Source organism: Pseudomonas sp. S1_G07 (genome assembly GCF_054668565.1).
Genome location: NZ_CP162778.1, coordinates 2,950,540 through 2,976,880 on the forward strand (window position 1 = coordinate 2,950,540; position 26,341 = coordinate 2,976,880).

The 26,341-nt window shown below is 60.0% G+C and carries 22 protein-coding genes, 4 tRNA genes and 2 pseudogenes; 19 read left to right on the forward strand and 9 right to left on the reverse strand.

Annotation, left to right across the window (positions count from 1 at the left end; translation table 11 throughout):
- Nucleotides 1-22: 22 nt before the first annotated feature.
- Nucleotides 23-740, reverse strand: a pseudogene (locus tag AB4O05_RS13625) (energy transducer TonB family protein).
- 2 nt (nucleotides 741-742) lie between these two features.
- Nucleotides 743-1,150: an ExbD/TolR family protein gene (locus AB4O05_RS13630; RefSeq protein ID WP_005786670.1), complete on the reverse strand. Its 408-nt coding sequence runs from the start codon at nucleotides 1,148-1,150 to the stop codon at nucleotides 743-745.
- 190 nt (nucleotides 1,151-1,340) lie between these two features.
- On the opposite strand from AB4O05_RS13630, the gene AB4O05_RS13635 reads away from it, so the two are divergent.
- Together AB4O05_RS13635 and AB4O05_RS13640 are read left to right on the forward strand one after the other, a co-directional pair.
- A complete protein-coding gene (locus tag AB4O05_RS13635; protein ID WP_460137062.1) occupies nucleotides 1,341-1,895 on the forward strand; it encodes a GNAT family N-acetyltransferase in 555 nt (184 codons plus the stop codon).
- Nucleotides 1,892-3,466 (forward strand): alkaline phosphatase D family protein, encoded by a 1,575-nt coding sequence (locus AB4O05_RS13640; protein WP_460137061.1) that lies wholly within the window; start codon nucleotides 1,892-1,894, stop codon nucleotides 3,464-3,466. Before AB4O05_RS13635 ends, AB4O05_RS13640 begins: the two co-directional genes overlap by 4 nt.
- Here the strand turns inward: AB4O05_RS13640 and AB4O05_RS13645 are convergent.
- On the reverse strand, nucleotides 3,463-4,089 hold the full coding sequence (locus AB4O05_RS13645; RefSeq protein WP_460137060.1) for an alanyl-tRNA editing protein: 627 nt from the start codon (nucleotides 4,087-4,089) through the stop codon (nucleotides 3,463-3,465). The genes AB4O05_RS13640 and AB4O05_RS13645 overlap by 4 nt on opposite strands.
- A gap of 89 nt (nucleotides 4,090-4,178) precedes the next feature.
- Between AB4O05_RS13645 and AB4O05_RS13650 the strand changes: the two genes are divergently transcribed.
- Complete coding sequence (locus AB4O05_RS13650; protein WP_460137059.1) at nucleotides 4,179-5,126, forward strand: LysR family transcriptional regulator; 948 nt, start codon at nucleotides 4,179-4,181, stop codon at nucleotides 5,124-5,126.
- Here AB4O05_RS13650 and AB4O05_RS13655 read toward each other — a convergent pair whose 3' ends face one another.
- Entirely contained in the window at nucleotides 5,127-5,534 is a 408-nt protein-coding gene (locus tag AB4O05_RS13655; protein WP_460137058.1) for a PA2817 family protein, read from the reverse strand.
- A gap of 75 nt (nucleotides 5,535-5,609) precedes the next feature.
- Nucleotides 5,610-8,057, reverse strand: a complete 2,448-nt coding sequence (locus tag AB4O05_RS13660; protein WP_460137057.1) for an acyl-CoA dehydrogenase — start codon at nucleotides 8,055-8,057, stop codon at nucleotides 5,610-5,612.
- Between the two features lie 191 nt (nucleotides 8,058-8,248).
- Between AB4O05_RS13660 and AB4O05_RS13665 the strand changes: the two genes are divergently transcribed.
- From AB4O05_RS13665 to AB4O05_RS13680, 4 genes are all read left to right on the forward strand, one after another.
- On the forward strand, nucleotides 8,249-8,908 hold the full coding sequence (locus tag AB4O05_RS13665; protein ID WP_460137056.1) for a transglutaminase-like domain-containing protein: 660 nt from the start codon (nucleotides 8,249-8,251) through the stop codon (nucleotides 8,906-8,908).
- Nucleotides 8,909-8,964: 56 nt separating this feature from the next.
- Nucleotides 8,965-9,582: a glutathione S-transferase family protein gene (locus AB4O05_RS13670; protein WP_460137055.1), complete on the forward strand. Its 618-nt coding sequence runs from the start codon at nucleotides 8,965-8,967 to the stop codon at nucleotides 9,580-9,582.
- 135 nt (nucleotides 9,583-9,717) lie between these two features.
- The gene (locus AB4O05_RS13675; protein WP_460137054.1) at nucleotides 9,718-10,650 is read left to right on the forward strand and encodes an ABC transporter ATP-binding protein; all 933 of its coding nucleotides are present in this window, start codon (nucleotides 9,718-9,720) and stop codon (nucleotides 10,648-10,650) included.
- A complete protein-coding gene (locus AB4O05_RS13680) occupies nucleotides 10,647-11,426 on the forward strand; it encodes an ABC transporter permease (protein WP_217883638.1) in 780 nt (259 codons plus the stop codon). The genes AB4O05_RS13675 and AB4O05_RS13680 overlap by 4 nt, the downstream gene beginning before the upstream one ends.
- Before the next feature lie 171 nt (nucleotides 11,427-11,597).
- Here AB4O05_RS13680 and AB4O05_RS13685 read toward each other — a convergent pair whose 3' ends face one another.
- The gene (locus tag AB4O05_RS13685) at nucleotides 11,598-12,137 is read right to left on the reverse strand and encodes a TetR/AcrR family transcriptional regulator (protein ID WP_460137053.1); all 540 of its coding nucleotides are present in this window, start codon (nucleotides 12,135-12,137) and stop codon (nucleotides 11,598-11,600) included.
- Nucleotides 12,138-12,228: 91 nt separating this feature from the next.
- On the opposite strand from AB4O05_RS13685, the gene AB4O05_RS13690 reads away from it, so the two are divergent.
- The 4 genes from AB4O05_RS13690 (at nucleotide 12,229) to AB4O05_RS13705 (ending at nucleotide 16,971) form a co-directional block, all read left to right on the forward strand.
- Entirely contained in the window at nucleotides 12,229-13,422 is a 1,194-nt protein-coding gene (locus AB4O05_RS13690) for an MFS transporter (RefSeq protein WP_460137052.1), read from the forward strand.
- A gap of 42 nt (nucleotides 13,423-13,464) precedes the next feature.
- Nucleotides 13,465-13,776 carry a cupin domain-containing protein gene (locus AB4O05_RS13695; protein WP_460137051.1) on the forward strand — a complete coding sequence of 104 codons (312 nt, stop codon included), beginning with the start codon at nucleotides 13,465-13,467 and terminating at the stop codon, nucleotides 13,774-13,776.
- 106 nt (nucleotides 13,777-13,882) lie between these two features.
- Complete coding sequence (locus AB4O05_RS13700; protein ID WP_460137050.1) at nucleotides 13,883-15,031, forward strand: TDT family transporter; 1,149 nt, start codon at nucleotides 13,883-13,885, stop codon at nucleotides 15,029-15,031.
- A 65-nt stretch (nucleotides 15,032-15,096) separates the two neighbouring features.
- Nucleotides 15,097-16,971 carry an MFS transporter gene (locus AB4O05_RS13705; RefSeq protein WP_460164893.1) on the forward strand — a complete coding sequence of 625 codons (1,875 nt, stop codon included), beginning with the start codon at nucleotides 15,097-15,099 and terminating at the stop codon, nucleotides 16,969-16,971.
- A 117-nt stretch (nucleotides 16,972-17,088) separates the two neighbouring features.
- Here the strand turns inward: AB4O05_RS13705 and sugE are convergent, their stop codons facing one another.
- The 3 genes from sugE to rdgC all read right to left on the reverse strand — a co-directional run bounded on the left by sugE (nucleotide 17,089) and on the right by rdgC (nucleotide 19,499).
- Nucleotides 17,089-17,403: a quaternary ammonium compound efflux SMR transporter SugE gene (sugE, locus tag AB4O05_RS13710; protein ID WP_460137049.1), complete on the reverse strand. Its 315-nt coding sequence runs from the start codon at nucleotides 17,401-17,403 to the stop codon at nucleotides 17,089-17,091.
- Nucleotides 17,404-17,508: 105 nt separating this feature from the next.
- On the reverse strand, nucleotides 17,509-18,474 hold the full coding sequence (locus AB4O05_RS13715; protein WP_460137048.1) for a bile acid:sodium symporter family protein: 966 nt from the start codon (nucleotides 18,472-18,474) through the stop codon (nucleotides 17,509-17,511).
- Between the two features lie 104 nt (nucleotides 18,475-18,578).
- Complete coding sequence (rdgC, locus tag AB4O05_RS13720; RefSeq protein ID WP_460137047.1) at nucleotides 18,579-19,499, reverse strand: recombination-associated protein RdgC; 921 nt, start codon at nucleotides 19,497-19,499, stop codon at nucleotides 18,579-18,581.
- Between the two features lie 159 nt (nucleotides 19,500-19,658).
- Here rdgC and AB4O05_RS13725 point away from each other — a divergent pair.
- From AB4O05_RS13725 to AB4O05_RS13760, 8 genes and pseudogenes are all read left to right on the forward strand, one after another.
- A tRNA-Val gene (locus AB4O05_RS13725) sits at nucleotides 19,659-19,734 on the forward strand.
- A gap of 19 nt (nucleotides 19,735-19,753) precedes the next feature.
- Nucleotides 19,754-19,830, forward strand: a tRNA-Asp gene (locus AB4O05_RS13730).
- A 178-nt stretch (nucleotides 19,831-20,008) separates the two neighbouring features.
- Nucleotides 20,009-20,084, forward strand: a tRNA-Val gene (locus AB4O05_RS13735).
- Nucleotides 20,085-20,103: 19 nt separating this feature from the next.
- Nucleotides 20,104-20,180: transfer RNA gene (locus tag AB4O05_RS13740), tRNA-Asp, on the forward strand.
- A gap of 453 nt (nucleotides 20,181-20,633) precedes the next feature.
- Nucleotides 20,634-21,416 (forward strand): annotated as a pseudogene (locus AB4O05_RS13745) (MCP four helix bundle domain-containing protein); the annotation flags it as partial.
- Entirely contained in the window at nucleotides 21,411-22,274 is an 864-nt protein-coding gene (locus AB4O05_RS13750; protein WP_460137590.1) for a methyl-accepting chemotaxis protein, read from the forward strand. The pseudogene AB4O05_RS13745 and the gene AB4O05_RS13750, both read left to right, overlap by 6 nt.
- A 423-nt stretch (nucleotides 22,275-22,697) precedes the next feature.
- On the forward strand, nucleotides 22,698-24,281 hold the full coding sequence (locus AB4O05_RS13755) for a BCCT family transporter (protein WP_460137046.1): 1,584 nt from the start codon (nucleotides 22,698-22,700) through the stop codon (nucleotides 24,279-24,281).
- A gap of 27 nt (nucleotides 24,282-24,308) precedes the next feature.
- Nucleotides 24,309-26,318, forward strand: a complete 2,010-nt coding sequence (locus AB4O05_RS13760; protein ID WP_460137045.1) for a CocE/NonD family hydrolase — start codon at nucleotides 24,309-24,311, stop codon at nucleotides 26,316-26,318.
- Nucleotides 26,319-26,341: the final 23 nt, after the last annotated feature.

The window sequence follows — 26,341 nt, forward strand, 5'->3', positions numbered from 1 at the left end:
AGTATCGTCCTGGTGTCGGGTGCTATTGCACGCTGTAGTTGAAGGTGGCGGTGAAGCGCTGCTCATTGCGCCCCCCGAAGGCTTGCTCGGGGAACGGCTTGACTTGCTTGATACGACGTAAACTGTTGGTGGCGGCCCGGTTGAGCAGCATGCTCGAGGCCTGGGTCTGCAAGCCGGAATCGAGCACCCGGCCCTGGCGGTCCACCAGCAGCCACACCACCACCTCGCCGGTGGGGCGTTCGAGGGATGCCTGGCGTCCGGTGGGGTACTGCTTGTAGGTGTCCAGCTCGTTGCGCAAACCCTTGAGATAGCCGCCTTCCAAGGCTTGGCTGTCGACCTTGGGGGGACGCCGGCGGGGCCGGTGTCGGCGCGGCCACGGGTGGGGCTGGTTTGGCAGCGGCCACCGGTGGCGAGGTGGGCGCGGTTTTGGCCACTACGGGCTTAGGCAGCGGTTTTGGCTTGGGCTTGGGCTCAGGTTTTGGCAGCGGTTTTGGCGGTGGCGGTGGTGGCGCCGGTTCGGCCTCCTCGTTCTCGATCACCGGCGGTGGTGGCTCTTGTTCCACCACCGGTGTGGGAGGCACCTCTGGCTCCGGCTCAACCAACGCCAACTCGACCGCCGACTCGTCGTACACCGGCTCGACCTTCAAGGTCTGTGACTGGATACCCAGTGCAATCAGCACCAGGGCGATCACGGCCGGGACACTGCCCAGCCACTGGCGCGCACGAAACAGGATGTACATGATCAGGACTTACGCGTGGCGATGGACACGGAGGTAAAGCCACCCAGGCGCAGGGTGTCCATGACCTCCACCAGGCGTGAAACCTCCACGCCCTTGTCGCTGTTAACGATGATGGTCGACTTGGTGTCGGGTTTTTCCGCGGCCTTCAGCGCCGGCACCAGGGCGTCGACTGTGAGGTCCTTGCCGTCGAGTTGCAGCTGGCCTTCCAGGCCCAGGGTCAGGATGAATTTGTTCTGCGGCTTGAGCTGTTGCGAACTGCTGGCGCTGGGCAGTTGGGTCTTCATGCCGAGGGCCGGGATCACGTTCAGGCTCACGAGTACGAAAAACACCAGGAGGAACATCATCACGTCGATCATCGGAATCAGCTCGATGTGCGCCTTGCGTTTTTTCGGTTCGTCCCAGGTTCTCATTCCGCTACCCCGTTATTGAATTAGGGGCGACTCGCTAGCAGCGAAAAATGACCGATTGGTTAACTTTAATTGACGTTTTAAGGGCTCTAGGACGCGTCTTACAGCCGACTTCCCGGTCATTTTTGCGACGTAACAGAACTGAAACTCAATGGGGCCATTCTCAAAAAATTTACATTGAGGGCTCCCGGAAATGAGTAGCGAATTGCCACATCTGTCCACCCCTCGACTGTTATTACGCGCCTTGGAAAAACACCAGGCCGAGACCTTATGCCGCCTTGCCAATGGTCCGAAGATTGCCGATAACACCGCGAGCGTTCCGTCACCCTACACGCTGCAAACGGCGCTGGATTTTATCGACGGCCTGCAGGAAAAGTTTCGCACCGTAGGGGTTTTGAGTCTGGGCATGCATCGGCGTGACAACGGAGAACTGATGGGTGTCGTCAGCCTGCGTATCAACGCTGCCCATCGCTACGGGCACCTGGGGGGCTGGGTGGCGGCGAGCGAGCGCAACCAGGGTTTTGCCGCTGAAGCCGCGAGCGCGCTGATGGACCATGGGTTTGCCGAACTGGGCCTGCACCGCGTGGGCAGCCAGTGCTTCAGCCGCAACAAGGAATCGGCCCGGGTCATGGAGAAAATCGGCCTGCGCTATGAGGGATGCCTGCGCGGGGCGTTTCTGAAGAACGGCGTGCATGAAGACATGCTGGTGTTCGCCACTGTGCGCGAGGATTGGGAGTCGCGACTGTGAGCGGCGCGGTCGACCACGGCCGACGCCGGGTACTCGCCGGGCTGGCGGTCGCTACCACGTTTTCGATCCTCAGCCCTTTTGCGCGCAGTGCCGGGGTGGATTATCCGTTTACCCTCGGCGTGGCGTCGGGCGACCCGTTGCCCGATGGCTTTGTGATCTGGACGCGCCTGGCGCCGTTGTTCAATGCCATGGACGGTCGTGGCGGCCTGGCACGCGCGGTGCCAGTGCGTTGGTGGGTGGCAAGCGATGCGGCGATGACGCGGATTGTGCGCCAGGGTGAGGTCATGGCCAGCGAGCGGTTTGCGCATTCGGTGCACGTGGAGGTCACGGGACTGGAGGCGGGCAGGCCGTACTGGTATCAGTTCGAAGGGTTAGGCGCGCAGAGCCCGCTGGGGCAATCGCGCACGGCACCGGCGCTGCACGCCATGGCGGCGGCGCGTTTGGGGTTTGTCTCCTGTTCGCACTGGGAGCGCGGCTATTTCAGCGCCTATCGTCACCTGGCGGCGGAACAGCCGGACCTGGTGTTTTTTCTCGGCGACTATATTTACGACAGTTCGTACGCGGCGGACTCCGGCAAGGTGTTTCGCTCCCATGGCAGCGGCAATGCGCAGAGCCTGAGCGATTACCGCAACCGCTATGCGCTGTACAAGACCGACCCGGATCTGCAGGCCCTGCACGCCGCCGCGCCCAGCGTGGTGACGTGGGACGATCACGAGGTACAGAACGACTATGCCAACCGCTGGTCCCAGGACCCGAAGATAGCCGTCGCGCAATTTATTCAGCAGCGGGCGGCGGCCTACCAGGCTTATTACGAACATATGCCACTGCGCGCCAGCAGTGTTCCCAAGGGGCCGGATATGCGCATCTACCGGCGGCTGGACTACGGCCGGCTTGCCCGTTTCCACGTGCTTGACGGGCGACAATACCGATCCGAGCAGCCGTGCATCCTGGCCAATGGCAGTCACCAGGGGCATATCGCCGCCAACACCTGCCGCGACCTGCGCGACCCTGCTCGCACGATGCTCGGTTGGCAGCAAGAGTCGTGGCTGGACCAGGGCTTTGCCCAGTCGAAGGCGCAGTGGAATGTGATCGCCCAGGATTTGCTGGTGGCGCCGTTGACCCAGCGCGACCTGACCAACCATAAGCCGGGGCGCTGGACCGATGGTTGGGATGGCTACATGGCTAACCGCTCGCGGATGCTGGCGTCCATCCAGCGCCATGGTGTCAATAACCCGGTGTTCTGGGGCGGTGATATCCATTCGTTCTGGGTCACGGACCTGCATGCCGAGGCCAACAACCCGGATTCGCGGGTGGTTGCCACCGAGTTCGTCGGCACCTCGGTGACGTCCGACGGGCCGCCCTTCGAGGCCTTTACCAGGATCCTGCCGCTCAACCCCCACGTGAAGTTTTTCGACAGTCGCCAACGGGGCTATGTGTCGGTGGCGTTGGATGCGCAGCAGATGCTCACCCACTTGCGGGTAATCAGCGACCCGCGCGACCCGACGGCCACGGTGTCGACGCTCAAGTCTTTCGTGGTGGAACCAGGGCGGGCGGGGGCGATTGCGGTTTAGTCGAGAGCGTAGCGCACCGACAGCGCGCCCTTTTTCTCTGACAGGGCCAGGATCGTCACCTGGCCCAATTCGCCCAGGGTTTGCACATGGGTGCCGCCGCAGGCGTACGGAGGCAACTCACCAAAGCCCACTTCGCGGGTGCCGTCTTCCAGGGTCATATAGCGCGGGTAGTCGGCGGCGATCCAGTGGTCGATCTGCCGTTGAAGGGTCTGGGCGTCCATGGCTTGGGCGACTTCGCCGCGGATGAAGGTGACCTTGCCTTCGCCCGGCCAGTGGTGGGCCTTGATCGGCATCCAGCCCAAGGTTTCACCGGCGTTGCCGATCAAGTGCCCGGCCGAATGCAGGCGGGTGTGCAGGGCGCGGCGCTGTGCATCGACTTGCGCGGTGATCGGCCCGGGTTTTATCGGTTGGTCGACGTAATGCACCACACGGTCGGCCTCATGGTTCACGCGAAGCACGTTGCTTTCGCCGAGCCGGCCGGTGTCGAAGGGCTGGCCACCGCCCTGGGGGTGGAAAATCGTCGACTGAAGGATGACCGCAAACTGGTCCTTGTGAGGGGTACAACTCAGTACTTCAAGCTCGGCGGTCAAGTGGTCGTGGGTGAAAAACAGGCGCTCGGTCATTCTCTACATCCGCATCGGGGTTCTGCGGGCAGTATAAGTAGTGCGTGGATGGGTGATAATCCACGAAATTTTCAATGGACCTGTGCGTCATGAGCATTAATCTTCCTTTGCCGCTGCTGGGCGAAATGGCGATTTTCGTCAAGGTCGTCGAGACCGGCAGTTTTTCCGAAGCAGCGCGTCAGTTGAGCCTTTCGCCCTCGGCGGTGAGCCGTAGTATCTCGCGCCTGGAGAAGGCCCTGGCGACCCGCTTGCTGCAACGCACCACGCGCAAACTGCGCCTGAGCGAAGGTGGAGAAGAGGTGTTCAAGCGCTGTCAGGAGATGGTCAGCGCAGCGCGCTCGGTGATGGAAGTCAGCGGCCAGTTCACCCACGAAGCCGAGGGCCTGGTGCGGGTCAGCGTGCCCAAGGCGGTGGGGCGGTTCGTGGTGCATCCACATATGCCGGCATTCCTGCGGCGCTATCCCAAGGTGGATGTGCAATTGATCCTCGAGGACCGGCAGCTGGACCTGATCGATGACAACGTCGACCTGAGCATCCGCATCACCGACAGCCCGCCGCCGGGGTTGGTGGGGCGCCAGTTGTTGCCAATCGAACATTTGCTGTGCGCGACGCCGCAGTACCTGGCCGAGCACGGTACGCCCGGGCACCCCCATGATTTGCTCGAGCACAGCTGTATCTACCTCGGCGAAACCCCGGGCGACTCGCGCTGGAAATTCCGCCAGGCGGGCAAGACGGTGACGGTTGGCGTGCGGGGCCGCTATGCGGCGAACCACACCGGCGTGCGCTTGGATGCGGTGTTGCAGCATGTGGGTATTGGCAGCTTGCCGTACTTTACTGCGCGACATGCCTTGGAGGCGGGGCAGTTGGTGCAGGTGTTGCCAGGGTGGGATTTTATTGCGTCCTACCATGGCCAGGCGTGGTTGCTGCATTCGCCCACGCGCTACCTGCCGCCTAAGTTGCGGGTGTTCATTGATTATCTGGTGGAGTGCATGGCGAAGGAGCCGACATTGCAGCGGCCCCCAGGCGTGGCTGGCTGATCAGTGCTTGCTCTGGTCAGCCGGCATGGCCAGCAGCTGCTTTTCCTGGTTCCAGTCGAACGGTTCGTCGTTCAATTCGGCTTCATGGCGACGTTCTTCCAAGGCCTGGTACAGGTCCAGTTCTTCATCGGGCATGAAGTGCAGGCAATCGCCGCCAAAGAACCACAGCAGGTCGCGTGGCACCAGGTGGGCAATTTGCGGGTAGCGCAGGATGACCTGGCTCATCAGGTCCTGGCCCAGGTACTGGCTCTCGATCGGGTCGATCGGCAACAGGGCGCGCAATTCGTCGAAGCGCTCCAGGAACAGGGTGTGGCTTTCCTCGGGCACCTGTTCGGCTTCGCCGACGGCAACCAGGATGCTGCGCAGGTGGTCGAGCAAGACGAGGTGATCGGCAACGACGTTGGACACGAGATAAGTCCTCTAAAGCAAAAACGGGCGCGAGAGTATATAGCTCTCGCGCCCGCATTTATATGACCGCTGGGATCAGCGGACTTTACCCTCAGCCTGGGCCAGCTCTTCCTTGCTGAAATCATCCACGTCGATCACCTTGCGCCGTGCGGTTTCGGCGTCGCGCAGGGTCTGCGCTTCGGCCGGCTGCAGCACGCCGGCATGCAGTGCGGCGTCGATGGCGTGTTCCCCGGCAGCCGGTTTGACCTGGCCACTTTTCAACGCACTGTGCAGTTTTTTCTGCAATGGGTGGCTGGCGCCGAGCAGGTCGTAGGCATGTTGCAGGGCGCCTACCGGGTCGTCTACCGCGTGTGGGCGGTAGCAGCCGGCCAGCAACTCTTCCAGGGTCGGGTCGCCCTTGGCTCGACCGATCACGGCGGCCACCTCGGCGTCCAGTGCATCGGACGGCCCGGTGTGGCGACGCCCGAACGGGAACACGATCACCCGCAGCAGGCAGCCAAGCATCTTGTTCGGGAAGTTGCTCAGCAGTTCATCCAGCGCACGCTCCGATTCGCCAAGGCTTTCTTCCATGGCCCAGGCAAACAGCGGCTCCATGTGGTCCGGCGAGTCGAGGTCGTGGTAGCGCTTGAGGGCCGCCGAGGCCAGGTACATGTGGCTGAGCACATCCCCCAGGCGTGCCGACAGGCGTTCGCGGCGTTTCAATTCGCCGCCCAGCAGCATCATGCTCAGGTCGGCGAGCAGGGCGAACGCAGCGGCCTGACGGTTGAGTGCGCGGAAATAACCCTGGCTCAGACGGTTACCGGGTGCTTTCTCGAAGTGGCCAATGCCGAGGTTCAACACCAAGGTGCTGGCGGCGTTGCTCACGGCGAACCCGATATGTTGCATCAGCAGGCCGTCGAACTCCTTCAGTGCCTGGTCGCGGTCTTCGCGACCGGCCAGGGCCATTTCCTTGAGAACGAACGGATGGCAGCGGATGGCGCCCTGGCCGAAGATCATCAGGTTGCGCGACAGGATGTTCGCGCCCTCCACGGTGATGAAGATCGGCGCACCCTGCCAACTGCGGCCCAGGTAGTTGTTCGGGCCCATGATGATGCCCTTGCCGCCGTGCACATCCATGGCGTGGCTGATGCACTCGCGGCCGCGCTCGGTGAGGTGGTACTTGAGGATCGCCGACAACACCGAGGGTTTTTCCCCCAGGTCGACGGCATTGGCGGTGAGCATGCGCGCGCTGTCCATCAGCCAGGCATTGCCGCCGATACGCGCCAGGGCTTCCTGGATACCTTCGAAGGCGGACAGTGGGACGTTGAACTGTTCACGCACCTGGGCGTATTGGCCGGTCACCAGGCTGGTGAATTTGGCCGCGCCGGTGCCGACTGCCGGCAGGGAAATAGAGCGGCCCACCGACAGGCAGTTCATCAGCATCATCCAGCCCTTGCCGAGCATGTCCTGGCCGCCGATCAGGAACTCCAGCGGGATGAACACATCCTTGCCTGAGTTGGGGCCGTTCATGAAAGCAGCGCCGAGGGGCAGGTGACGGCGGCCGATTTCCACGCCTGGGGTGTCGGTGGGAATCAGCGCGAGGCTGATGCCAAGGTCTTCTTCTTCACCCAGCAGATGATCCGGGTCATAGGCCTTGAACGCCAGCCCGAGCAGCGTCGCAACCGGGCCGAGGGTGATGTAGCGTTTTTCCCAGTTCAGGCGCAGGCCAAGGGTTTCCTGGCCTTCCCATTCGCCTTTGCAGATCACCCCGGTGTCGGGCATGGCGCCGGCGTCGGAGCCGGCGAGCGGGCCGGTGAGGGCGAAGCATGGAATGTCATCGCCTCGCGCCAGGCGCGGCAGGTAGTGGTTGCGTTGTTCATCGGTGCCGTAATGCAGCAACAGTTCGGCCGGGCCAAGGGAGTTGGGCACCATGACGGTGGAGGCCAGGTCGCCGCTGCGGGTGGCGAGCTTCATCGCGACCTGGGAGTGGGCATAGGCGGAAAAGCCCTTGCCACCGTATTCCTTGGGGATGATCAGGGCGAAGAAACCGTGGGTCTTGATATGCTCCCAGGCGCTGGCAGGCAGGTCCATGGCCTGGCCGATTTCCCAGTCGCTGACCATGGCGCACAGTTCTTCGGTGGGGCCGTCGATAAAGGCCTGTTCTTCCTCGGTCAATTGGGCCTTGGGGTAGGCCAGCAATTTGTCCCAGTCGGGGCGACCGCTGAACAGCTCGCCATCCCACCATACGGTGCCGGCGTCGATGGCATCGCGCTCGGTTTCAGACATCGGCGGCAGGACTTTCTGGAACCAGCTGAACAGCGGCCTGGTGAAGTATTGGCGGCGCAGGTCCGGCAGCAGCAAGGGTGCTGCAACCAGGGCAATCAACACCCAGAAAATCAGCAGCAGCCAGCCCGGTGCATGGCTCCAGGCGCCCATCGCCAGCAGGTAAACGGCGACCACGCCCAGCGCGGGCAGGGGCGCGGTGCGGCGGTGTGCCAGGTAGGCAATGCCGACCACCAGAACCAGTATCCACAACAACAGCATATTCAATCCTCCGTGAAACCAGGGGCGAAACCACCATGGAGCTTAGTCGGCATCCGAGAAAGCGCGGTAGTCAGGGTGTAACGAGTTGTACGGGAGGCACCGATCAGCAGGCGCCGACATTTGGCCGAATCGTCGTTATCTCTGTGGCGGACCTGTCGTTAAACTCCAGGCTCCCCTCGGAGATCACGCGCATGGAAACGTACCTGAGTCCCAGCCGCTTCATCGATAGTGACCACCCTGCGGTGGTGGAGTTCGCCGAAAAACACCGCGGAACCGGTGCGGATTTAACTGACCAGGCAGTCAGTCTCTACACTGCCGTGCGCGAGGCGATCCGCTACAACCCCTACACCTTCAGCCGCGACCCAGACACTCTGAGCGCGAGCTTCGCACTGGCTGCCCGCCAGAGCTACTGCGTGCCCAAGGCCAACTTGCTCGCCGCTTGCGCACGCCACTGCGGCATCCCGGCGCGCATCGGCCTGGCGGATGTGCGCAACCACCTGTCGACGCCACGCTTGCTCGCGTTGCTCAAGAGTGATGTGTTCGCCATGCACGGCTACACCGAACTGTATTTGAACGGTCGCTGGGTCAAGGCCACGCCGGCGTTCAACAGCCAATTGTGCGAGGTGTTCGATGTGCCGCCGCTGGAATTCGATGGCGTCAATGACAGCGTTTTCCACGCCTTCAACCGCCAGGGCCGGCGTTCGATGGAGTACGTTCTGGACCACGGCCAGTTTGCCGATGTACCCGAGGAATTCTTCTTCGCCCACCTGCAGAAATGTTACCCGCACCTGTTTGCCGAGCACCTGCCGAGCCTGTTGGGGGACATGCACAGCGATTCAAGCCGCGCGTGAACCGGCGTATGCTGCTGCGTTCAACAAGCCATGTTCATTACCAATAAGGCGCGGTCATGCTGAAGATCTGGGGTCGTAAAAATTCATCCAATGTCAGGAAAGCACTGTGGTGCGCCGAGGAGCTCGGCCTGGACTATGAGGCGATTGATGCGGGCGGAGCTTTTGGTGTGGTCGACACGCCGCAATACCGAGCGTTGAATCCCAATGGCCGGGTGCCGATGATTCAGGACGATGACTTTGTATTGTGGGAATCCAACACCATCGTGCGTTACCTCTGCGCCAAGCACGCGTCGGCGTTTTACCCGAGCGACCTGCAAGCGCGTGCCAACGCTGAAAAGTGGATGGACTGGACCACCGCGACCCTCGCCGAACCGTTCAAGGCGGTGTTCTGGGGTGTCGTGCGTACCCCGGCGGAAAAACAGAACTGGGACAGCATTAATGCCGGGCGCCACGCCTGTATCGATGCGCTTGCTACCGTGGACAAGGCCCTGGCCGAGCAGCCGTACCTGTCGGGCGATACGTTCGGCATGGGCGATATCCCCCTGGGCTGTTTTATCTACGCCTGGTTCGAAATGCCCATCGAGCGCCCGTCGATGCCCCATCTGGAGGCCTGGTACCAGCGCTTGCAGCAGCGACCGGCCTACCGTAAAGCAGTCATGACCGCGTTGACTTAATACTGACTATTAATGCGGGTGACTGTACTTGTGCGACGCGGGCACGCACCATGCTCGCCATACGCCGCAGGTTGAACTACCTGCGGTGCGCCCTCATCTACTCTTTCTATTCCCTTCTTTGGTGCGTAATCCGATATGAGTTCCGCTCTGTCCATCCGGCAGCTAACCAAAACCTACGGCAACGGTTTCCAGGCCCTGAGTGGTATCGATCTGGACGTTGCCGAAGGTGATTTCTTCGCCTTGCTCGGCCCCAACGGTGCCGGCAAATCCACCACCATCGGCATCCTCTCCACCCTGGTCAACAAGACCAGCGGCACGGTGAATATCTTCGGTCATGACCTGGATAAATCCCCGGCGGCGCTCAAGCGCTCCATCGGCGTGGTGCCCCAGGAATTCAACTTCAACCAGTTTGAAAAAACCTTCGACATCGTCGTGACTCAGGCTGGCTACTACGGCATCCCGGCGAAAATCGCCAAGGAACGCGCCGAGCAGTACCTGACGCAGCTGGGCCTGTGGGACAAGCGCGATGTGCCTTCGCGCTCGCTGTCCGGCGGTATGAAGCGGCGCCTGATGATTGCCCGCGCACTGGTGCATGAACCGCGCCTGTTGATTCTCGATGAGCCCACTGCCGGCGTGGACATCGAGTTGCGTCGCTCGATGTGGACCTTCCTGACCGAGCTGAATCAGAAAGGCATCACCATCATCCTCACCACTCATTATCTGGAGGAGGCTGAGCAACTGTGCCGCAACATCGGCATCATCGACCACGGCACCATCGTCGAGAACACGAGCATGCGTAATCTGCTCAGCCAGTTGCATGTGGAAACCTTTTTGCTCGACCTGAAGAACAACCTGTCGACACCGCCGCAACTGCTCGGCTACCCCAGCCGCCTGGTGGACAGCCGCACCCTGGAAGTCCAGGTGGACAAGGCCATGGGCATCACCGCGCTGTTCACTCAGTTGGCGACCCAGAACATTGAAGTGCTGAGCCTGCGTAACAAAACCAATCGCCTTGAGGAGTTGTTCGTGTCTCTGGTGGAGAAAAATCTGACGAAGGTGGCGGTATGAGTTCCGAACTGCAACCCAACCTCATCGCCCTGCAAACCATCGTCTACCGTGAAGTGAAGCGCTTTACCCGGATCTGGCCGCAGACCCTGCTGCCCCCGGCGATCACCATGGTCCTGTACTTCGTGATCTTCGGTAACCTGATCGGCCGGCAGATCGGCGACATGGGTGGTTTCACCTATATGGAATACATCGTGCCGGGCCTGATCATGATGTCGGTGATCACCAACTCCTACGGCAATGTGGTGTCGAGCTTCTTCGGCAGCAAGTTCCAGCGCTCCATCGAAGAGCTGATGGTGTCACCGGTGTCGCCGCATACCATCCTGATCGGCTACACCCTGGGCGGGGTGTTGCGTGGTTTGATGGTCGGGGTGATCGTGACGTTGCTGTCGCTGTTCTTCACCCACCTGCAGGTGCATCACCTCGGGGTCACCATTCTGGTGGTGGTACTGACGGCGACGATCTTCTCGCTGCTGGGGTTTATCAACGCGGTGTTCGCACGCAACTTTGATGATATTTCGATCATCCCCACCTTCGTGCTGACGCCGCTGACCTACCTGGGCGGAGTGTTCTACTCCATCACCTTGCTGCCGCCGTTCTGGCAGACCGTGTCGCTGGCCAACCCGGTGCTGCACATGGTCAACGCTTTCCGCTACGGCATCCTGGGCGTGTCGGATATCAAGATCAGCGTGGCGATCACTTTCATGATCGTGGCCACCATCGTCTTGTATATCGGTTGCGCGCGGTTGCTGGTGAGTGGGCGTGGGATGCGTACATAACCGCTGACACACTATAAAAAATGGCCTCTTTGTGAGGCCATTTTTATGAAATGTACCCATGAATAAATGTGCTGGCTTGCCTGCGATAGCGGTGTATCAGTAACAGATATTTGGCTGAGCCACCGCTATCGCAGGCAAGCCAGCTCCTACAGTGTGTTCGACGCGCGGTCTTTAGACTTTTAGCGCCAACTCGATCAACTCGTGCAGTTCTTCGACCGTCAACGGCGTGGTGGAAAACAAGATGCGAAACACCGTCGGCGCCGCCAGCAGGTTGATCAGGTGGTCGACGCTCGGCGGCGTGTCTTGCGGGTAGCGATCAACAATCGACTGCAACTGCCCACTCAAGATGTTCACGCAATACCCTGGCGTCACGCTGCACTGCACATCGCGCATCATGTTGCGCCCCAGCTCCGAACTCATTTCATCCAGGTACTGCTCGGCCCAGGCTCGCAGGTCGCCGCGCAGGCTGCCGGTGTTGGCCGGCTCGCTGTCCGGACGCATGCGCGCCAGGGCTACATCGGCGAGCAGCACGGAGAGGTCACCCCAGCGGCGGTAAATGGTCGACGGCGTGACGCCCGCGCGCGCGGCAATCATCGGCACGGTCACGCTGGAGCGCTCATGGGCTTCGAGCAGTTCACGCACCGCCGAATGAACGGATTCCTGTACCCGGGCGCTACGGCCCCCCGGGCGGAGGCCTTCTTTAATTGCCATGTTTGTGACCTTAGCACAAAGAATTTGCTTTAAGCGCCTGCTGGTAGCACACTCCACAAAAGCAAAATATTAGCTTTAGCGGAGCGTGCCCATGTCCAGCCTTACTTCTCATCGGTCCAGCCTGGCGTTCCTGGCGATCACTTTGCTGACGTTCCTGGCCGCTTCCAGCGCGCCGACGCCGTTGTATCACCTGTATCAGGAAGGCCTGCATTTTTCCGCGGGCATGCTCACGCTGATTTTCGGTGTGTATGCCTTGAGCTTGTTGGCGGCGCTGTTGACCGTGGGCTCGCTGTCGGATCACTTGGGGCGCAAACCGGTGATCTTTGCCGCGCTGGTTCTGAATATGCTGGCGATGCTGCTGTTTATCAACGAAGCCAGCGTGGCCTGGCTGATCGCCGCGCGTACGTTACAGGGCTTTGCCACCGGCATGGCCACGGCGGTGCTGGGGGCGGCGTTGCTTGATACCGACCGCCAGCAAGGGCCGCTGATCAACAGTGTGGCGCCATTGTTGGGAATGGCATGCGGAGCGATGGGGTGCAGCCTGCTGGTGGAGTTTGCACCGTTCCCGACCACCTTGATTTACTCGGTGCTGTTCACCTTGATGCTGTTGCAGGCTTTATATGTGTGGCGCCTGCCGGAAACCGTCAGCCGGATACCGGGGGCGTTGGCGTCGCTGTGGCCCACCTTGCACGTGCCTGCCCAGGCGCGCCGCGCATTATGGGTTTCATTGCCGGTGGATGTGGCGGTATGGGCCATGGGTGGGTTTTACCTGTCCCTGGCGCCGTCGCTGGTACGGGCGGCGACCGGTTCGACCTCAAACCTGATCGGCGGCGGGCTGGTGGCCGTGCTGACATTGAGCGGGGCGCTGATGATTTACAGCTTGCGCAATCGCCCGGCAGATAAGGTCCTGCGCCTGGGGGCCGTCTGGTTGGCGGTGGGGGTGGCGCTGATCCTGAGCGCTGTGCACACGGGCAGCCTGCAATTATTTTTTATCGCCACATTGATCGCCGGCAGCGGCTTCGGGGCCGGGTTCCTCGGTGCTGTGCGTAGCGTAGTGCCGTTGGCTTTGCCCCACGAGCGGGCGGGTTTGATGTCGGCGTTTTATGTGTTGAGTTACCTGGCGTTCTGCGTGCCGTCACTGCTGGCGGGCAACCTGATCCGCAGCTTTGGTTTGATTGCCACCACTGACGCGTATGGCGCGTTGCTGATCGTGCTGGCGCTGAGTGCCCTGGTTGCGCTGCTGCTGCAGGAATCCTCCAGTCGCAGGGCGACATCCAGCCAGTGATGCGGTGATAATCGGCGACTCCGACAGCCGTGAGATTCAAGCATGAAGATCATCCGCAGCAAGGACTTCACCGGTACTCGCGCCTGGGAGGCGTTGGACATCGCCAACATGAATGGCATCACCACCCGTCTGCACTGGACCGACCAGCCGTATCGCTGGCACATCAACGACGGTGAAGAGGTGTTCGTGGTGCTGGATGGCCGGGTGCACATGCACTATCGCGACAAGGGGTTTGAACAGGTGGCGGAGTTGGCTGTGGGGGATATTTTCTACGCCAGCGTCGGCACCGAGCACGTCGCTCATCCCCAAGGCCCGGCGCGGATTCTGGTGATCGAAAGCGAGGGTAGCGTCTAGCGCTTATTTGTAAAATAGATAACAGTTAGAGATATTACCCGTTATATAGATATTCGATCAGGTTCTACCATGGCCTCACCCTCATGCGAGGAAGAGGATTGCCATCATGACCTGTTCGAATACCATCAGTTACAAACCTTTCAGTCACCTGACCCGTCCCCGCGAAGTGATTCGCCAATTCACGCCTAATTGGTTCGCCGCAACGATGGGCACGGGCGTGTTGGCGCTGGCCTTGGCCCAGTTGCCGATCAACCTGCCAGGTGTGCATGCGATAGCCGAAGGGCTGTGGATGTTCACCATTGGCCTGTTCATCCTGTTCAGCGCGCTGTATGCCGCGCGCTGGGTGATGTTCTTCCACGAGGCGCGGCAGATCTTCGGGCACTCCACGGTGTCGATGTTTTTCGGCACTATTCCCATGGGGCTGGCGACCCTTATCAATGGCTTGCTGCTGTTCGGTCTGCCACGTTGGGGCGCGGGTGTGATCCCTTTGGCCGAAGCTTTGTGGTGGCTTGACGTGGCCATGGCAACGGCCTGCGGCGTGTTGATCCCATTCATGATGTTCACCCGCCAGGAACACAGCATCGACCAGATGACCGCCGTGTGGCTGTTGCCCGTCGTCGCCGCCGAAGTCGCCGCGGCCAGCGGTGGCTTGCTCGCCCCGCACCTGGCGGACGCCCATGGGCAATTGGTGATGCTGGTGACCAGCTACGTATTGTGGGCGTTTTCCCTGCCGGTGGCATTCAGCATTCTGACTATCCTGATGCTGCGCATGGCCCTGCATAAACTGCCCCACGCCAATATGGCCGCATCGAGTTGGTTGGCGCTTGGCCCCATCGGTACGGGTGCCCTGGGTATGTTGCTGCTCGGTGGCGATGCCCCGGCGATCTTCACCGCCAATGGCATGCCCGGCGTCGGTGAAATCGCCAGCGGCCTGGGCCTGGTGGCGGGTATCACCCTGTGGGGCTTCGGCCTGTGGTGGATGCTGATCGCAGTGTTGATCACCCTGCGTTACTTGCGCACGGGTATTCCGTTCAACCTTGGCTGGTGGGGCTTTACCTTCCCGCTGGGGGTTTACGCCCTGGCCACCTTGAAGCTGGCAAGCGTGTTGCAACTGAGCTTCTTCAGCGCCGTGGGCAGTGGGCTGGTGGTGGCGCTGGCACTGATGTGGCTGGTCGTGGCCAAGCGCACCGTGCAGGGCGCCTACAAAGGTGAGCTTTTTGTTTCACCCTGTATTGCAGGGTTAGGGAATAAGTAAGCGAGATTAGGTAAAGTCGTGGCCTGACAATCTATAAGCCTTCAGGCCACGCAGGAACACGGACGATGAGCCACCCCTCACAATTCACCTTGCTGCGCACGCGGCGATTTCTGCCGTTTTTCATTACCCAGTTGCTGGGCGCTTTCAACGACAATATCTTCAAGCAATCGCTGATCCTGGCCATTCTCTACAAGCTCACCATCGACGGTGACCGCTCCATCTGGGTCAACTTGTGTGCCTTGTTGTTTATCCTGCCGTTCTTCCTGTTCTCGGCGCTGGCCGGGCAGTTTGGTGAAAAATTCAATAAGGACGCGCTGATCCGCGCGATCAAGATCGGCGAGATCGTGATCATGTCCGTGGGCGCCACAGGCTTCCTGACCAACCATCTGGAACTGATGCTGCTGGCGCTGTTTGCCATGGGCACGCACTCGGCGCTGTTTGGCCCGGTGAAGTATTCGATCATGCCCCAGGCGCTGCACGATGATGAGTTGGTAGGTGGCAACGGCCTGGTGGAGATGGGCACGTTCCTGGCGATTCTGGCCGGCACCATCGGCGCGGGGGTCATGATGTCGTCCACCCATTACGCGCCGGTGGTGGCGGTAGCGATTGTCGGCGTGGCGGTGTTGGGTTACCTGGCCAGCCGCAGCATTCCACGCGCCGCGGCATCCACCCCGCAACTGCGCCTGGACTGGAACATCTTCACCCAGTCCTGGGCCACCTTGCGCATGGGCCTGGGGCAGACGCCAGCGGTGTCGCGCTCCATTGTCGGCAACTCCTGGTTCTGGTTTGTCGGGGCGATCTACCTGACGCAGATCCCGGCGTATGCCAAGGAATGGTTGTACGGCGATGAAACCGTGGTGACGTTGATCCTCACCGTGTTTTCGGTGGGGATCGCGCTGGGTTCGATGCTCTGCGAAAAACTCTCTGGTCGTAAAGTGGAAATCGGCCTGGTGCCGTTCGGTTCATTCGGCCTGACGGTGTTTGGCTTGCTGCTGTGGTGGCATTCCGGCAGCTTCCCGCAGAACGTGCAGGCCAACGATTGGCTGGCGGTGCTCAGTGTCGGCCAGGCGTGGTGGGTGTTGTTCGATATCCTCGGCCTGGGTGTGTTCGGCGGCTTCTATATCGTGCCGCTGTATGCGCTGATCCAGTCGCGTACCGCCGAGAATGAGCGTGCGCGAGTGATTGCGGCCAACAATATTCTCAACGCATTGTTCATGGTGGTGTCGGCGATTGTGTCGATCCTGCTGTTGAGCGTGGCCAAGCTGTCGATCCCCGAGCTGTTCCTGGTGGTGTCGCTGCTCAACATCGCGGTCAACACCTATATCTTCAAGATCGTCCCCGAGTTCACCATGCGCTTCATGATCTGGCTGCTCAGCCATTCCATGTACCGTGTGGAGCATCGCAACCTGGAGGCTATTCCTGACGAAGGCGCGGCGTTGCTGGTGTGCAATCACGTGTCGTTTGTCGATGCGCTGCTGATTGGCGGCGCGGTGCGTCGGCCGATTCGCTTTGTCATGTACTACAAGATCTACCGCTTGCCGGTGCTCAACTTTATTTTCCGGACCGCCGGGGCCATTCCGATTGCCGGGCGCAATGAAGATATCCAGATTTACGAAAAGGCCTTCACACGGATTGCCCAGTACCTGAAGGAAGGCGAGCTGGTGTGCATCTTTCCCGAAGGCAAGTTGACGGCGGACGGCGAGATGAATGAGTTTCGTGGTGGCGTGACGCGCATTCTGGAAGAGACGCCGGTGCCGGTAATTCCCATGGCGCTGCAGGGGTTGTGGGGGAGTTTCTTCAGCCGCGATCCGAACAAGGGTTTTTTTTATCGGATCTGGTCGCGTGTGGTGTTGGTGGCGGGGGAGCCGGTTGCGGCAGAGGTAGCGACGCCTGCGCAGTTGCAAGCACGGGTGGTGCTGTTGCGGGGGAGTGTCAGGTAGTTTTCTGCGGTTTGTCAGGGCCTCTTCGCGAGCAAGCCCGCTACCACATTTGACCGAGTTGTTCAGGCGAACGCGGTCCAGTGTGGGAGCGGGCTTGCTCGCGAAGGCGGCAGTGGCCTAAGTACTGATCTTCAGGCCAATCAGCCCGCAAATGATCAGCGCCACACTGGCCAACCGAAACAGCGCCATGGATTCGCCAAACAGGATAATCCCGGCGATCACCGTGCCCACGGCGCCCACGCCGGTCCATACGGCATAGGCGGTGCCCAGCGGCAATTCTTTGACCGCCAACCCCAGCAGGCCGAGGCTGATGGCCATCGCGACAATCGTCAGGACGGTAGGCAGTGGCTTGCTGAAACCGTCGGTGTATTTCAAGCCGACGGCCCAGCCGACTTCGAACAATCCGGCGAAAACCAGAATGATCCAGGACATGATGACCTCGCTTCTTCAGGCGGGGTCGTCCCCGGATTCAACGCTCGCTGGCGTCGCGAGGTCGTCCCCGCGAAGCGCGTAGAGTGCCGAAAATGGATCGGACGATCAAGTTTTCGGCGTGTTCTCCATGGCGCGGCGGTCTTCTTTCTCACTCATGCGGCGGAAGTACGTGGACAGCAACGCCCCGGAAATATTGTGCCAGACGCTGAACAGCGCACTGGGCACCGCCGCCAGTGGCGAGAAGTGCGCACTGGCCAATGCAGCACCCAACCCGGAGTTCTGCATGCCCACCTCCAGCGCCAGCGATTTGCGTTGCGCCAGCGGCAACTTGAACAAACGGCCGGTGAAGTAGCCCAGCAGGTAGCCGAAGCTGTTGTGCAGCATCACCACGGCCATGATCAGCAGGCCCGACTCGGCGATCTTCGCCTGGCTGGCGGCAACTACCGCAGCGACGATGATCACGATGCTGATCACCGACACCAGTGGCAACACCTCCACCGCATGGCGTACCCGCTCGCCGAGCAGGCGTTGCGCGACCACACCGAGCACGATCGGCAGCAGCACCACTTGCAGGATCGACCAGAACAGCTCCATGAACGACACCGGCAGCCAGGCCGAGGCCAACAGCCAGATCAGTGCCGGCGTGAGCAGCGGGGCGAGGAGGGTAGTGACGGCCGCGATGGCCACCGACAGTGCCAGGTCCCCCCGCGCCAGCCAGGTCATCACGTTGGATGACGTGCCGCTTGGGCAGCAGCCGACCAGGATCACGCCGACCGCAATTTCCGGTGGCAGGTGAAAGGCCTGGCACAGCAGCCACGCCACCCCCGGCATGATCACAAAATGCGCAACCACGCCCAATGCCACGCGCCACGGGTGGCGAGCGACTTCGGCGAAGTCGTCTAGTTTGAGGGTCAGCCCCATGCCGAACATCACCAGGCCCAGCAACGGCACAATGGCGCTTTTCAGGCCGATGAACCAAGTGGGTTCGAGGAAGGCGAGGACGGCGAATAGCAACACCCAGTAGGCGAAGGTATTGCCGACGAAGCGGCTCAGGGCGGCGAGTGCGCGCATGGGGATGTCCTTGTTATTAGAGTGCTGGATGTGGCAACCCGATCAACTGTGGAAGCCGGCAAGCCGGCTCCCACACGGGTTGTGCCAACATTGGATCGTGTTGGTTAGATGCCCTGTGGGGTTTCTTCACCACCCAACGCTTCCACCAACGCCGGCAGGAATTCGCCAAACGTCAGCATCATCAAGGTAAAGCTGGCATCCAGTTGGCCCAGGGCTTCGTCGCCGCCGTCCTGTTCCGCCTGGTCTTGCAGCAGGTCTTCGAACTTCAGGCGCTTGACGGTCATCTTGTCGTCGAGCATGAAGGACAGCTTGTCCTGCCAGGCCAGGGACAGTTGAGTGACGACTTTGCCGGTGGTCAGGTGCAGCTGGATTTCTTCGCCGGTCAGGTCCTGGCGCTTGCAGCGCACAATGCCGCCGTCTTCGTGGGTGTCGCGCAGCTCGCATTCGTCGAGGACGAAGAAGTCATCGGCCGGCTTCTGGGTGGTGACCCAGTCGGTCATGATCGCAGTCGGTGCCGTTTTCACGGTCAGCGGGCGTACTGGCAGGGTGCCGATCACTTCACGCAGGATGGAAAGCAGGTCTTCGGCGCGCTTGGGGCTGGCCGAGTTCACCAGGATCAGGCCCTGTTTCGGCGCAATGGCGGCGAAGGTCGACGAGCGACGAATAAAAGCGCGCGGCAGGAAGGCCTGGATGATTTCATCCTTGATCTGGTCGCGCTCCTTCTTATAGACCTTGCGCATCTGTTCGGCTTCGATCTCTTCGACTTTCTCTTTCAGCGCGTCACGCACTACGCTGCCCGGCAGGATGCGTTCTTCCTTGCGCGCGGCGATCAGCAGAAAGTCACCGCTGACGTGTACCAGAGGAGCGTCTTCGCCCTTACCAAAAGGCGCGACGAAACCGTAAGTGGTCAGCTCCTGGCTTGCACATGGGCGCGCCAGTTTGGTGGCCATGGCCGCTTCCAACGCCTCGGCATCAACAGGCAGATCTTGGGTCAGGCGATAGATAAGCAGGTTCTTGAACCACATGGGGTGAGTCTCTCCTTTATACAAAGTGGGGCATTATTCTCTTGATAGCGTCCCAGGCCAACCCTGCCTAAGCCATTGGAAGCTATCAAAAAAAAGATTTAAGAAAGTGCTTGCCAGACCTTGGGTCGCTCCGTAGAATGCGCGCCACACCGAGACGAAGGGTGATTAGCTCAGCTGGGAGAGCATCTGCCTTACAAGCAGAGGGTCGGCGGTTCGATCCCGTCATCACCCACCATTCGCTTCATGTGTTACGCGCAGCGGTAGTTCAGTCGGTTAGAATACCGGCCTGTCACGCCGGGGGTCGCGGGTTCGAGTCCCGTCCGCTGCGCCATATTCGGTAACCTGGAACGCTGAACGCCAGGTCACCACAGGAAGCCCGCTTAATAGCGGGCTTTTTGCTGTGCGGAATACGGTAAAAAAATCGTGCGATGAGCTTTATTTTAAATAAATTGCATTTAAATCAAGACATTACGATTTTTTAGTGTATGATGCGCCCACACCGAAACGAAGGGTGATTAGCTCAGCTGGGAGAGCATCTGCCTTACAAGCAGAGGGTCGGCGGTTCGATCCCGTCATCACCCACCATTCGCTTCAAGTGTTACGCGCAGCGGTAGTTCAGTCGGTTAGAATACCGGCCTGTCACGCCGGGGGTCGCGGGTTCGAGTCCCGTCCGCTGCGCCATATTTGCTTCCGTCAAGGCCCATTGAGCGCCTGGAAGCCACGGAAATAGCGGCCTTGTGCCGCTTTTTTCGTTTCTGAATTCCACTGGGATGCCTCTCCAGCCACGGTTTTTAAGTACGCATTCAAGTACACCGCTGGCACAGCTCTTCACAATGTCTTGCACAGCAATGTTCGTATGGGTTCACCTACCCTTGGGCTGTATTCCCTTCCCTTGTTTTAAGGAGGGTGTTTGATTGCTTTGACATGTAGAAAGTCTTGATTCAAAAATTGAATATTATTGTTTAGCCAATTTGCTCATCGACGAAAATTCAGTTTTCCGCTTTTCGGACAGTATTTCAAAGATGCAGCCCATAACAAATAAAACTCAATAACTGCGCATAGTTGCCGATACCTCTGCTGATCAATGGCACGCCTCAAGGTTAACCAGATCCCCCCAAATGAAGAGGAAGTATTATGACGTGGTTTCTGAATCTACGCCTTGCGGCAAAACTGTCGATGTCATTTTTGGTATGCGCATTGATAACGATTGCAATTGGTCTTGTCGGAATGAACGGCAATTCGCGGCTCGGCGACATGATTTCATCGGTTTTTAGCAATAACATAACCTCAATCAACAACGTCAATGAGGCGCTTCAGCAAATAATTTATCACAACAGAGATCTCTATCTTTTACTTTCACAAAAAGCTAGCAATGCGCCTGATAGTGAATTGGATATCACCATAAAGTCGCTATCTGATCGCCAAACTGTTGTTGAACAAGCGTTTGCAACTTATCGCAGCACTCCGCAACGTGATGACGAGAAGGTGCTGAGTGAGAGATTTGATATTGATTGGCCCGCTTATATAAAGGCTGGCGAAAAATTTATTAATCTTGTACGCGCTGGTGAGCTGCCACAAGCAAGATCAGCGCTAGCGGGTGATGTAAGCGAAAAATACAGTCTGGCTGAAAAGGAAATGTCAGGCATCATCCAGTCAAATAATGATCAGGCCGATAACCTGCAAGTGGCTGGAGAAAGTTTAATTAACAACTTACAAATTACGATGCTTGTGGGAATGCTGATTGCTTTTGTTTTGGCGATGGGCCTGGGGCTCCTGATCACGCGTCTTATTACCCGGCCACTCTCTTATGCCGTGTTGGCTGCCGAACGCGTTGCGGGTGGAGACCTTACGCAGCATATTGAACCCGGCAGCCATGACGAAACAGGGCAACTGCTCTCGTCGTTGGGTGAAATGCAAACGAGTCTTCGAAATACGATTCAAAATATATCGAGCGCCTCGGATCAGCTTGCTTCCGCAGCAGAGGAGCTGAGTGTGGTAACGGACGAAAGTACGCGAGGCCTGACCCAGCAAAATAGTGAAATTGAGCAAGCCGCGACTGCGGTAAATGAAATGACCGCCGCGGTCGATGAAGTTGCGCGCAACGCTGTTTCTACCGCGGAAATATCGCAGCGCACAAATCAGGATGCGATGGCCGGCAAAACCCAGGTGGGCGAAGCGGTTCTGGCAATCGAAGGCATGGTTGAAGAAATAAACGCATCGAGCTCACAAGTTCAAGCGTTGGCTCATCAGACCCAAGAAATCAGCAAAGTGCTTGAAGTTATTCGCTCGATTGCCGACCAGACTAACCTCCTGGCCCTGAATGCGGCCATTGAAGCGGCACGAGCAGGCGAACAAGGTCGTGGGTTTGCGGTCGTGGCTGACGAGGTAAGAGCACTCGCTCATCGCACCCAATCGTCAACGGTTGAAATCGAGGGGATGATTAACACCGCTCAAACAAGCGCGACGTCTGTCGTTGAAACCATGAGCAAGAGCCAGCGCGAGGCGGATAACACACGTCAGCTTGCGCAGGCTGCGGGCGTTGCGTTGCAGTCGATTACCGATGGCGTGGCAGCGATAACCGAGCGTAATCTCGTGATCGCCAGCGCGTCAGAAGAACAGGCGCAAGTGGCTCGTGAGGTCGACCGGAACCTGGTCAACATTCAAAGCTTGTCAGCTCAAACTGCTACAGGAGCCCATCAGACAAGTGCTTCCAGTCACGAACTCTCCAGACTTGCAATTTCCTTCAACCAGTTAGTAGCCAAATTCAAACTTTAAAGTCCGCACTGAGAGTGCGCCTCCACTGGCGCACTTTATCTCTTGTCGCGCAATAGCGGGTTGCGCGGTCAACGGGAATAGCGCCTCTTCGAATACCAAAAAACAGCTCAATCCCGTTGCTAAGCAGCGCGCTTGGACTGTGCTTGCCACTCGGTCACCTCCGTCCATTTTTACCCGCGATTTTGCCTCTCCACGCGTTGTCGTTGTGCACTGCATGTTCGCCCTGGGCTGTACTGGTGTGTCATGACGTGGGGGAATACCCCCATGCACATTGGTCGATTGCGTCCCTTGCCGCTTAGACGGTTACCTATAGCCACGCGAAGACTTCCAGGCGAGCGACCCGCAGCAGGATGCTGCGATGCCTGCTTTCTAACAATGGCCTTTCGAGGCGATAAAAATAGTCTGCAAGGGGAATGGCACTCCATGAAATATCCACTGCGTGCGTTGGTGTTCTGGCCAACGTTTCTTATCCTGCTGGCGGCGGTGATCGCCAGCTACATCGACCTGGGTGCATTCCTTGCGGTCAGCAAACAGCTCAATAACGTGATCCTGAAAAATTTCTCGTGGCTATTCAGTGCCGGTTCGTTTGCCATGGTGGTGTTGACCGTCATCGTCTACCTGTCGCCCTTGGGCAAGGTGCGCATTGGCGGCGAAGACGCGCGGCCGTTGCTGAGCAAGTGGCGCTGGTTCATGGTCGCGCTGTGTACCACCCTGGCTGTGGGGGTGCTGTTCTGGACCACCGCCGAACCGCTCTACCACCTGTACGCACCGCCCCCCAGCCTGGCGATCGAAGCAGGCAGCGGCGCGGCAAAAAGCTTTGCGATGTCGACGATGTTCCTGCACTGGACCATCACCCCCTATGCCATCTACCTGATCCCGTCGCTGGTGTTTGCACTGGTGTTCTACAACCGTCGCAGCCACTTCTCCATTGGCGCCATGCTTGAACCGTTGCTGGGCGTGGCGCGCGTCAGACGCTATGCCGGGCTGATCGACACCCTGGCAATGTTTGCCCTGGTGGCCGGCATGGCGTCGTCCCTGGGCACCGGCGCGCTGACCCTGTCGGGCGGCCTGAGCCAATACATCGGTGGTGAAACCACACCGTTGCGCCTGGCGATCATCATCGCACTCATCGTCATCACCTTTGTGGCCTCGGCCGCCAGCGGCTTGCAGCGCGGCATTGTGCGGCTGTCGTCGTTCAACACCTGGATCATGCTGGCCCTGGGCCTGTTCGTCCTGCTGTGCGGGCCGACCCTGTATATGTTCAGCCTTGGCGTCGAGTCCCTTGGCGTGTACCTCGACACCTTCTTCAGCCGCAGCCTGTTCACCGGCGCTGCCAGTGGCGACACCTGGCCGCAGAGCTGGACGGTGTTCTACTGGTCGGTGTGGTTTGCCTGGGCTCCGGTGAGTGCGCTGTTCCTCGGCAAGATCGGCCGTGGCTACACCGTGCGTGAGTTTATCCATATCAACATGCTGTACCCGGCGCTGTTCACTGCGGTGTGGATCTGCATCTTCTCCGGCGCCAGCCTGTACTTCGATGCGCTGGGCGACGGCAGCCTGAACCGCGTGCTGAACGAGCAGGGCATCGAGCACGTGCTGTACCAGATGTTCCAGCAACTGCCGGCCAGCGGCCTGATGATCGCGTTCCTGTTGTTCGTGGCGTTTATCTCTTTTGTCACCGCGGCCGACTCCAGCACCGACGTGATCGCCAACCTCTGCAGCCAAGGCGTGACCGCCGATTCCGACCTGGACGGCAACCCGGTGTTGAAAATCATCTGGGGCGTGATCATCGGCACGGTGTCGTGGGTGATGGTCGCCTTTGTCGGCATCGACGGCGTGAAGATGCTCTCTAACCTGGGAGGTTTGCCGGGAATGATCCTGGTGCTGCTGGCCAGCACCTCGCTGATCTTCTGGTTAAAAAATCCTGCATTGCTGGACGTGAAAAACCTTCAGCCGAGCTCTGAGACGGATGTGCGAGGCGCGAGCCCCGTGCCGGATTTTGCCCGTTGATCGATTGAACCGCTGCTGGAGTTACTGATGGAAACCGTTACTGAATTTGCCTACGCCGTGCGTGAAATCGAGCACTGCCTTATTCCATTGCAAGACGGCACCCAGTTGGCCGCGCGCATCTGGCTGCCGGAGGTCGCCGGCCCGCAGACCTTTCCGGCGATCCTGGAATACCTCCCGTACCGCAAGCGCGATGGCACCGCCGTGCGCGATGCGCTGACCCACCCGTGGATGGCGGGGCAGGGCTACATCTGCGTGCGGGTGGATATGCGTGGCAATGGCGAATCCCAGGGCTTGATGGCCGACGAATACCTGTTGCAGGAGCAGGACGACGCCCTCGAAGTGATCGACTGGCTGTGCCAACAACCCTGGTGCGATGGCAACGTCGGCATGATGGGCATCTCCTGGGGCGGCTTCAACGGCCTGCAAGTCGCTGCGCGCCAGCCCGAGGCGTTGAAGGCGATCATCACCCTGTGCTCCACCGACGACCGCTATGCCGACGACATCCACTACAAGGGCGGCAACCTGTTGATGGAGAACTTCGGCTGGGCCGCGACCATGCTCAATTTCAGCGCCGCCGTGCCCGACCCGTTGCTGGTCGGCGATGCCTGGAAAACCCTTTGGCACCAACGCCTGGAGGCCATGCCGCTGCTCGCCGAGACCTGGCTGCAACACCAGACCCGCGATGACTACTGGCGCCACGGCTCGGTGTGCGAGGACTATGCCTCGATCAAGGCGGCGGTCTACGCCGTCGGCGGTTGGGGCGATGCCTACCGCAATACCGTGTCGCGCCTGATGCAAAACCTGCCCGGGCCGAAAAAGGCCATGATCGGGCCGTGGATTCACAAATACCCGCATTTCGCCGTGCCCAATCCTGCCATCGGTTTCCTGCAGGAAGCCAAGCGCTGGTGGGACTATTGGCTTAAAGGCATTGAGAACCGGGTGATGGACGACGCGGCCTGCACTTTCTACCTACAGGATATTCTGCCGCCGAAGGGCAGTTACGCCGAACGGCCGGGCGTCTGGGTGCAAACCTCGGGGTGGCCGGACGCTCAGGTGCAATGGACCGATTTCAGCCTCGATGAATATGGCCTGAACCGCGGCTCGCAGCCTTTAGCCGTATCGCGCAGTATCTGCTCGCCGCTGACCACAGGCCTGCACCAGGGCGAGTATTGCGCGATCTGGTTCGGCCCCGATGGTCCGACGGACCAGCGCCGCGACGATGCCCACTCGCTGTGTTTCGACTCGCAACCCCTGACCGAACCCCTCGCGCTGCTGGGCGACGCATGCCTGAGGCTGCGCCTGGCCAGCGACACCGCGTGCGGGCAGTTGGTCGCGCGCCTGAATGCCATTGCGCCGGACGGGCAGGTCACACAGGTCTCTTACGGGGTGCTCAATCTGCGCCTTCGCGAGGACTTTTCCCAGGTGACTCCGGTAGTGCCCGGCGAGCCGATGGACGTGCAACTGCGCCTTGACCACATTGGCGTGCGCCTGCCGGCCGGTTACCGTTTGCGCCTGGCGTTGAGCACCGCCAGTTTCCCGCTGCTGTGGCCCAGCCGCGAGCTGACCACCCTGACCTTGCTGCCGAGTGTGCAACGCCTGCAACTGCCGGTGTTTACCGGCGTAGCGGTGGCCTGCCCATTCCCGGCCCCGCAAGCCGCCACGCCAGCGGCCCTGGAGGTGGTGCGCGCCGCCGCGCCGAAACGCACCTTGAGTGAAGACGTAGGCACTGGCGAAGTGTGCGTAAAGATCGAGGACGACTTGGGCGCGATGCGTTTTACCGACCACGGCCTGTCGGTGGACCAGCGCTGTACCGAACACTATCGCGTCTTGCCCTGGGATCCGCTGTCGGCCCGTGCCGACATCCAGTGGCACTACCAGGTGGGGCGCGACCAGTGGACGGTGGAGGTGGAAAGCAGCCTGAGCGTGCATGCGGACGCGCAATGGTTCTACGTCGAAGCGGAACAGACCGCCTGGGAAAACGGCCAGTTGGAACACCGCAGGCAATGGAGCAAGCGTGTGGCCAGGGTCGCACTGTGAGTGAGCAACTGGCAGGATGCTTG

Excerpts from the sequence above, each read along its gene's own strand:
- AB4O05_RS13645 (WP_460137060.1), bottom strand. The coding sequence starts at position 4,089 with ATGACCGAGCGCCTGTTTTTCACCCACGACCACTTGACCGCCGAGCTT.
- AB4O05_RS13630 (WP_005786670.1), bottom strand. The coding sequence starts at position 1,150 with ATGAGAACCTGGGACGAACCGAAAAAACGCAAGGCGCACATCGAGCTG.
- AB4O05_RS13700 (WP_460137050.1), top strand. The coding sequence starts at position 13,883 with ATGACCTGTTCGAATACCATCAGTTACAAACCTTTCAGTCACCTGACC.
- AB4O05_RS13670 (WP_460137055.1), top strand. The coding sequence starts at position 8,965 with ATGCTGAAGATCTGGGGTCGTAAAAATTCATCCAATGTCAGGAAAGCA.
- AB4O05_RS13695 (WP_460137051.1), top strand. The coding sequence starts at position 13,465 with ATGAAGATCATCCGCAGCAAGGACTTCACCGGTACTCGCGCCTGGGAG.
- sugE (WP_460137049.1), bottom strand. The coding sequence starts at position 17,403 with ATGTCCTGGATCATTCTGGTTTTCGCCGGATTGTTCGAAGTCGGCTGG.
- rdgC (WP_460137047.1), bottom strand. The coding sequence starts at position 19,499 with ATGTGGTTCAAGAACCTGCTTATCTATCGCCTGACCCAAGATCTGCCT.
- AB4O05_RS13660 (WP_460137057.1), bottom strand. The coding sequence starts at position 8,057 with ATGCTGTTGTTGTGGATACTGGTTCTGGTGGTCGGCATTGCCTACCTG.
- AB4O05_RS13675 (WP_460137054.1), top strand. The coding sequence starts at position 9,718 with ATGAGTTCCGCTCTGTCCATCCGGCAGCTAACCAAAACCTACGGCAAC.
- AB4O05_RS13750 (WP_460137590.1), top strand. The coding sequence starts at position 21,411 with ATGCAAACGAGTCTTCGAAATACGATTCAAAATATATCGAGCGCCTCG.
- AB4O05_RS13715 (WP_460137048.1), bottom strand. The coding sequence starts at position 18,474 with ATGCGCGCACTCGCCGCCCTGAGCCGCTTCGTCGGCAATACCTTCGCC.
- AB4O05_RS13685 (WP_460137053.1), bottom strand. The coding sequence starts at position 12,137 with ATGGCAATTAAAGAAGGCCTCCGCCCGGGGGGCCGTAGCGCCCGGGTA.
- AB4O05_RS13760 (WP_460137045.1), top strand. The coding sequence starts at position 24,309 with ATGGAAACCGTTACTGAATTTGCCTACGCCGTGCGTGAAATCGAGCAC.
- AB4O05_RS13705 (WP_460164893.1), top strand. The coding sequence starts at position 15,097 with ATGAGCCACCCCTCACAATTCACCTTGCTGCGCACGCGGCGATTTCTG.
- AB4O05_RS13635 (WP_460137062.1), top strand. The coding sequence starts at position 1,341 with ATGAGTAGCGAATTGCCACATCTGTCCACCCCTCGACTGTTATTACGC.
- AB4O05_RS13755 (WP_460137046.1), top strand. The coding sequence starts at position 22,698 with ATGAAATATCCACTGCGTGCGTTGGTGTTCTGGCCAACGTTTCTTATC.
- AB4O05_RS13680 (WP_217883638.1), top strand. The coding sequence starts at position 10,647 with ATGAGTTCCGAACTGCAACCCAACCTCATCGCCCTGCAAACCATCGTC.
- AB4O05_RS13650 (WP_460137059.1), top strand. The coding sequence starts at position 4,179 with ATGAGCATTAATCTTCCTTTGCCGCTGCTGGGCGAAATGGCGATTTTC.
- AB4O05_RS13690 (WP_460137052.1), top strand. The coding sequence starts at position 12,229 with ATGTCCAGCCTTACTTCTCATCGGTCCAGCCTGGCGTTCCTGGCGATC.
- AB4O05_RS13665 (WP_460137056.1), top strand. The coding sequence starts at position 8,249 with ATGGAAACGTACCTGAGTCCCAGCCGCTTCATCGATAGTGACCACCCT.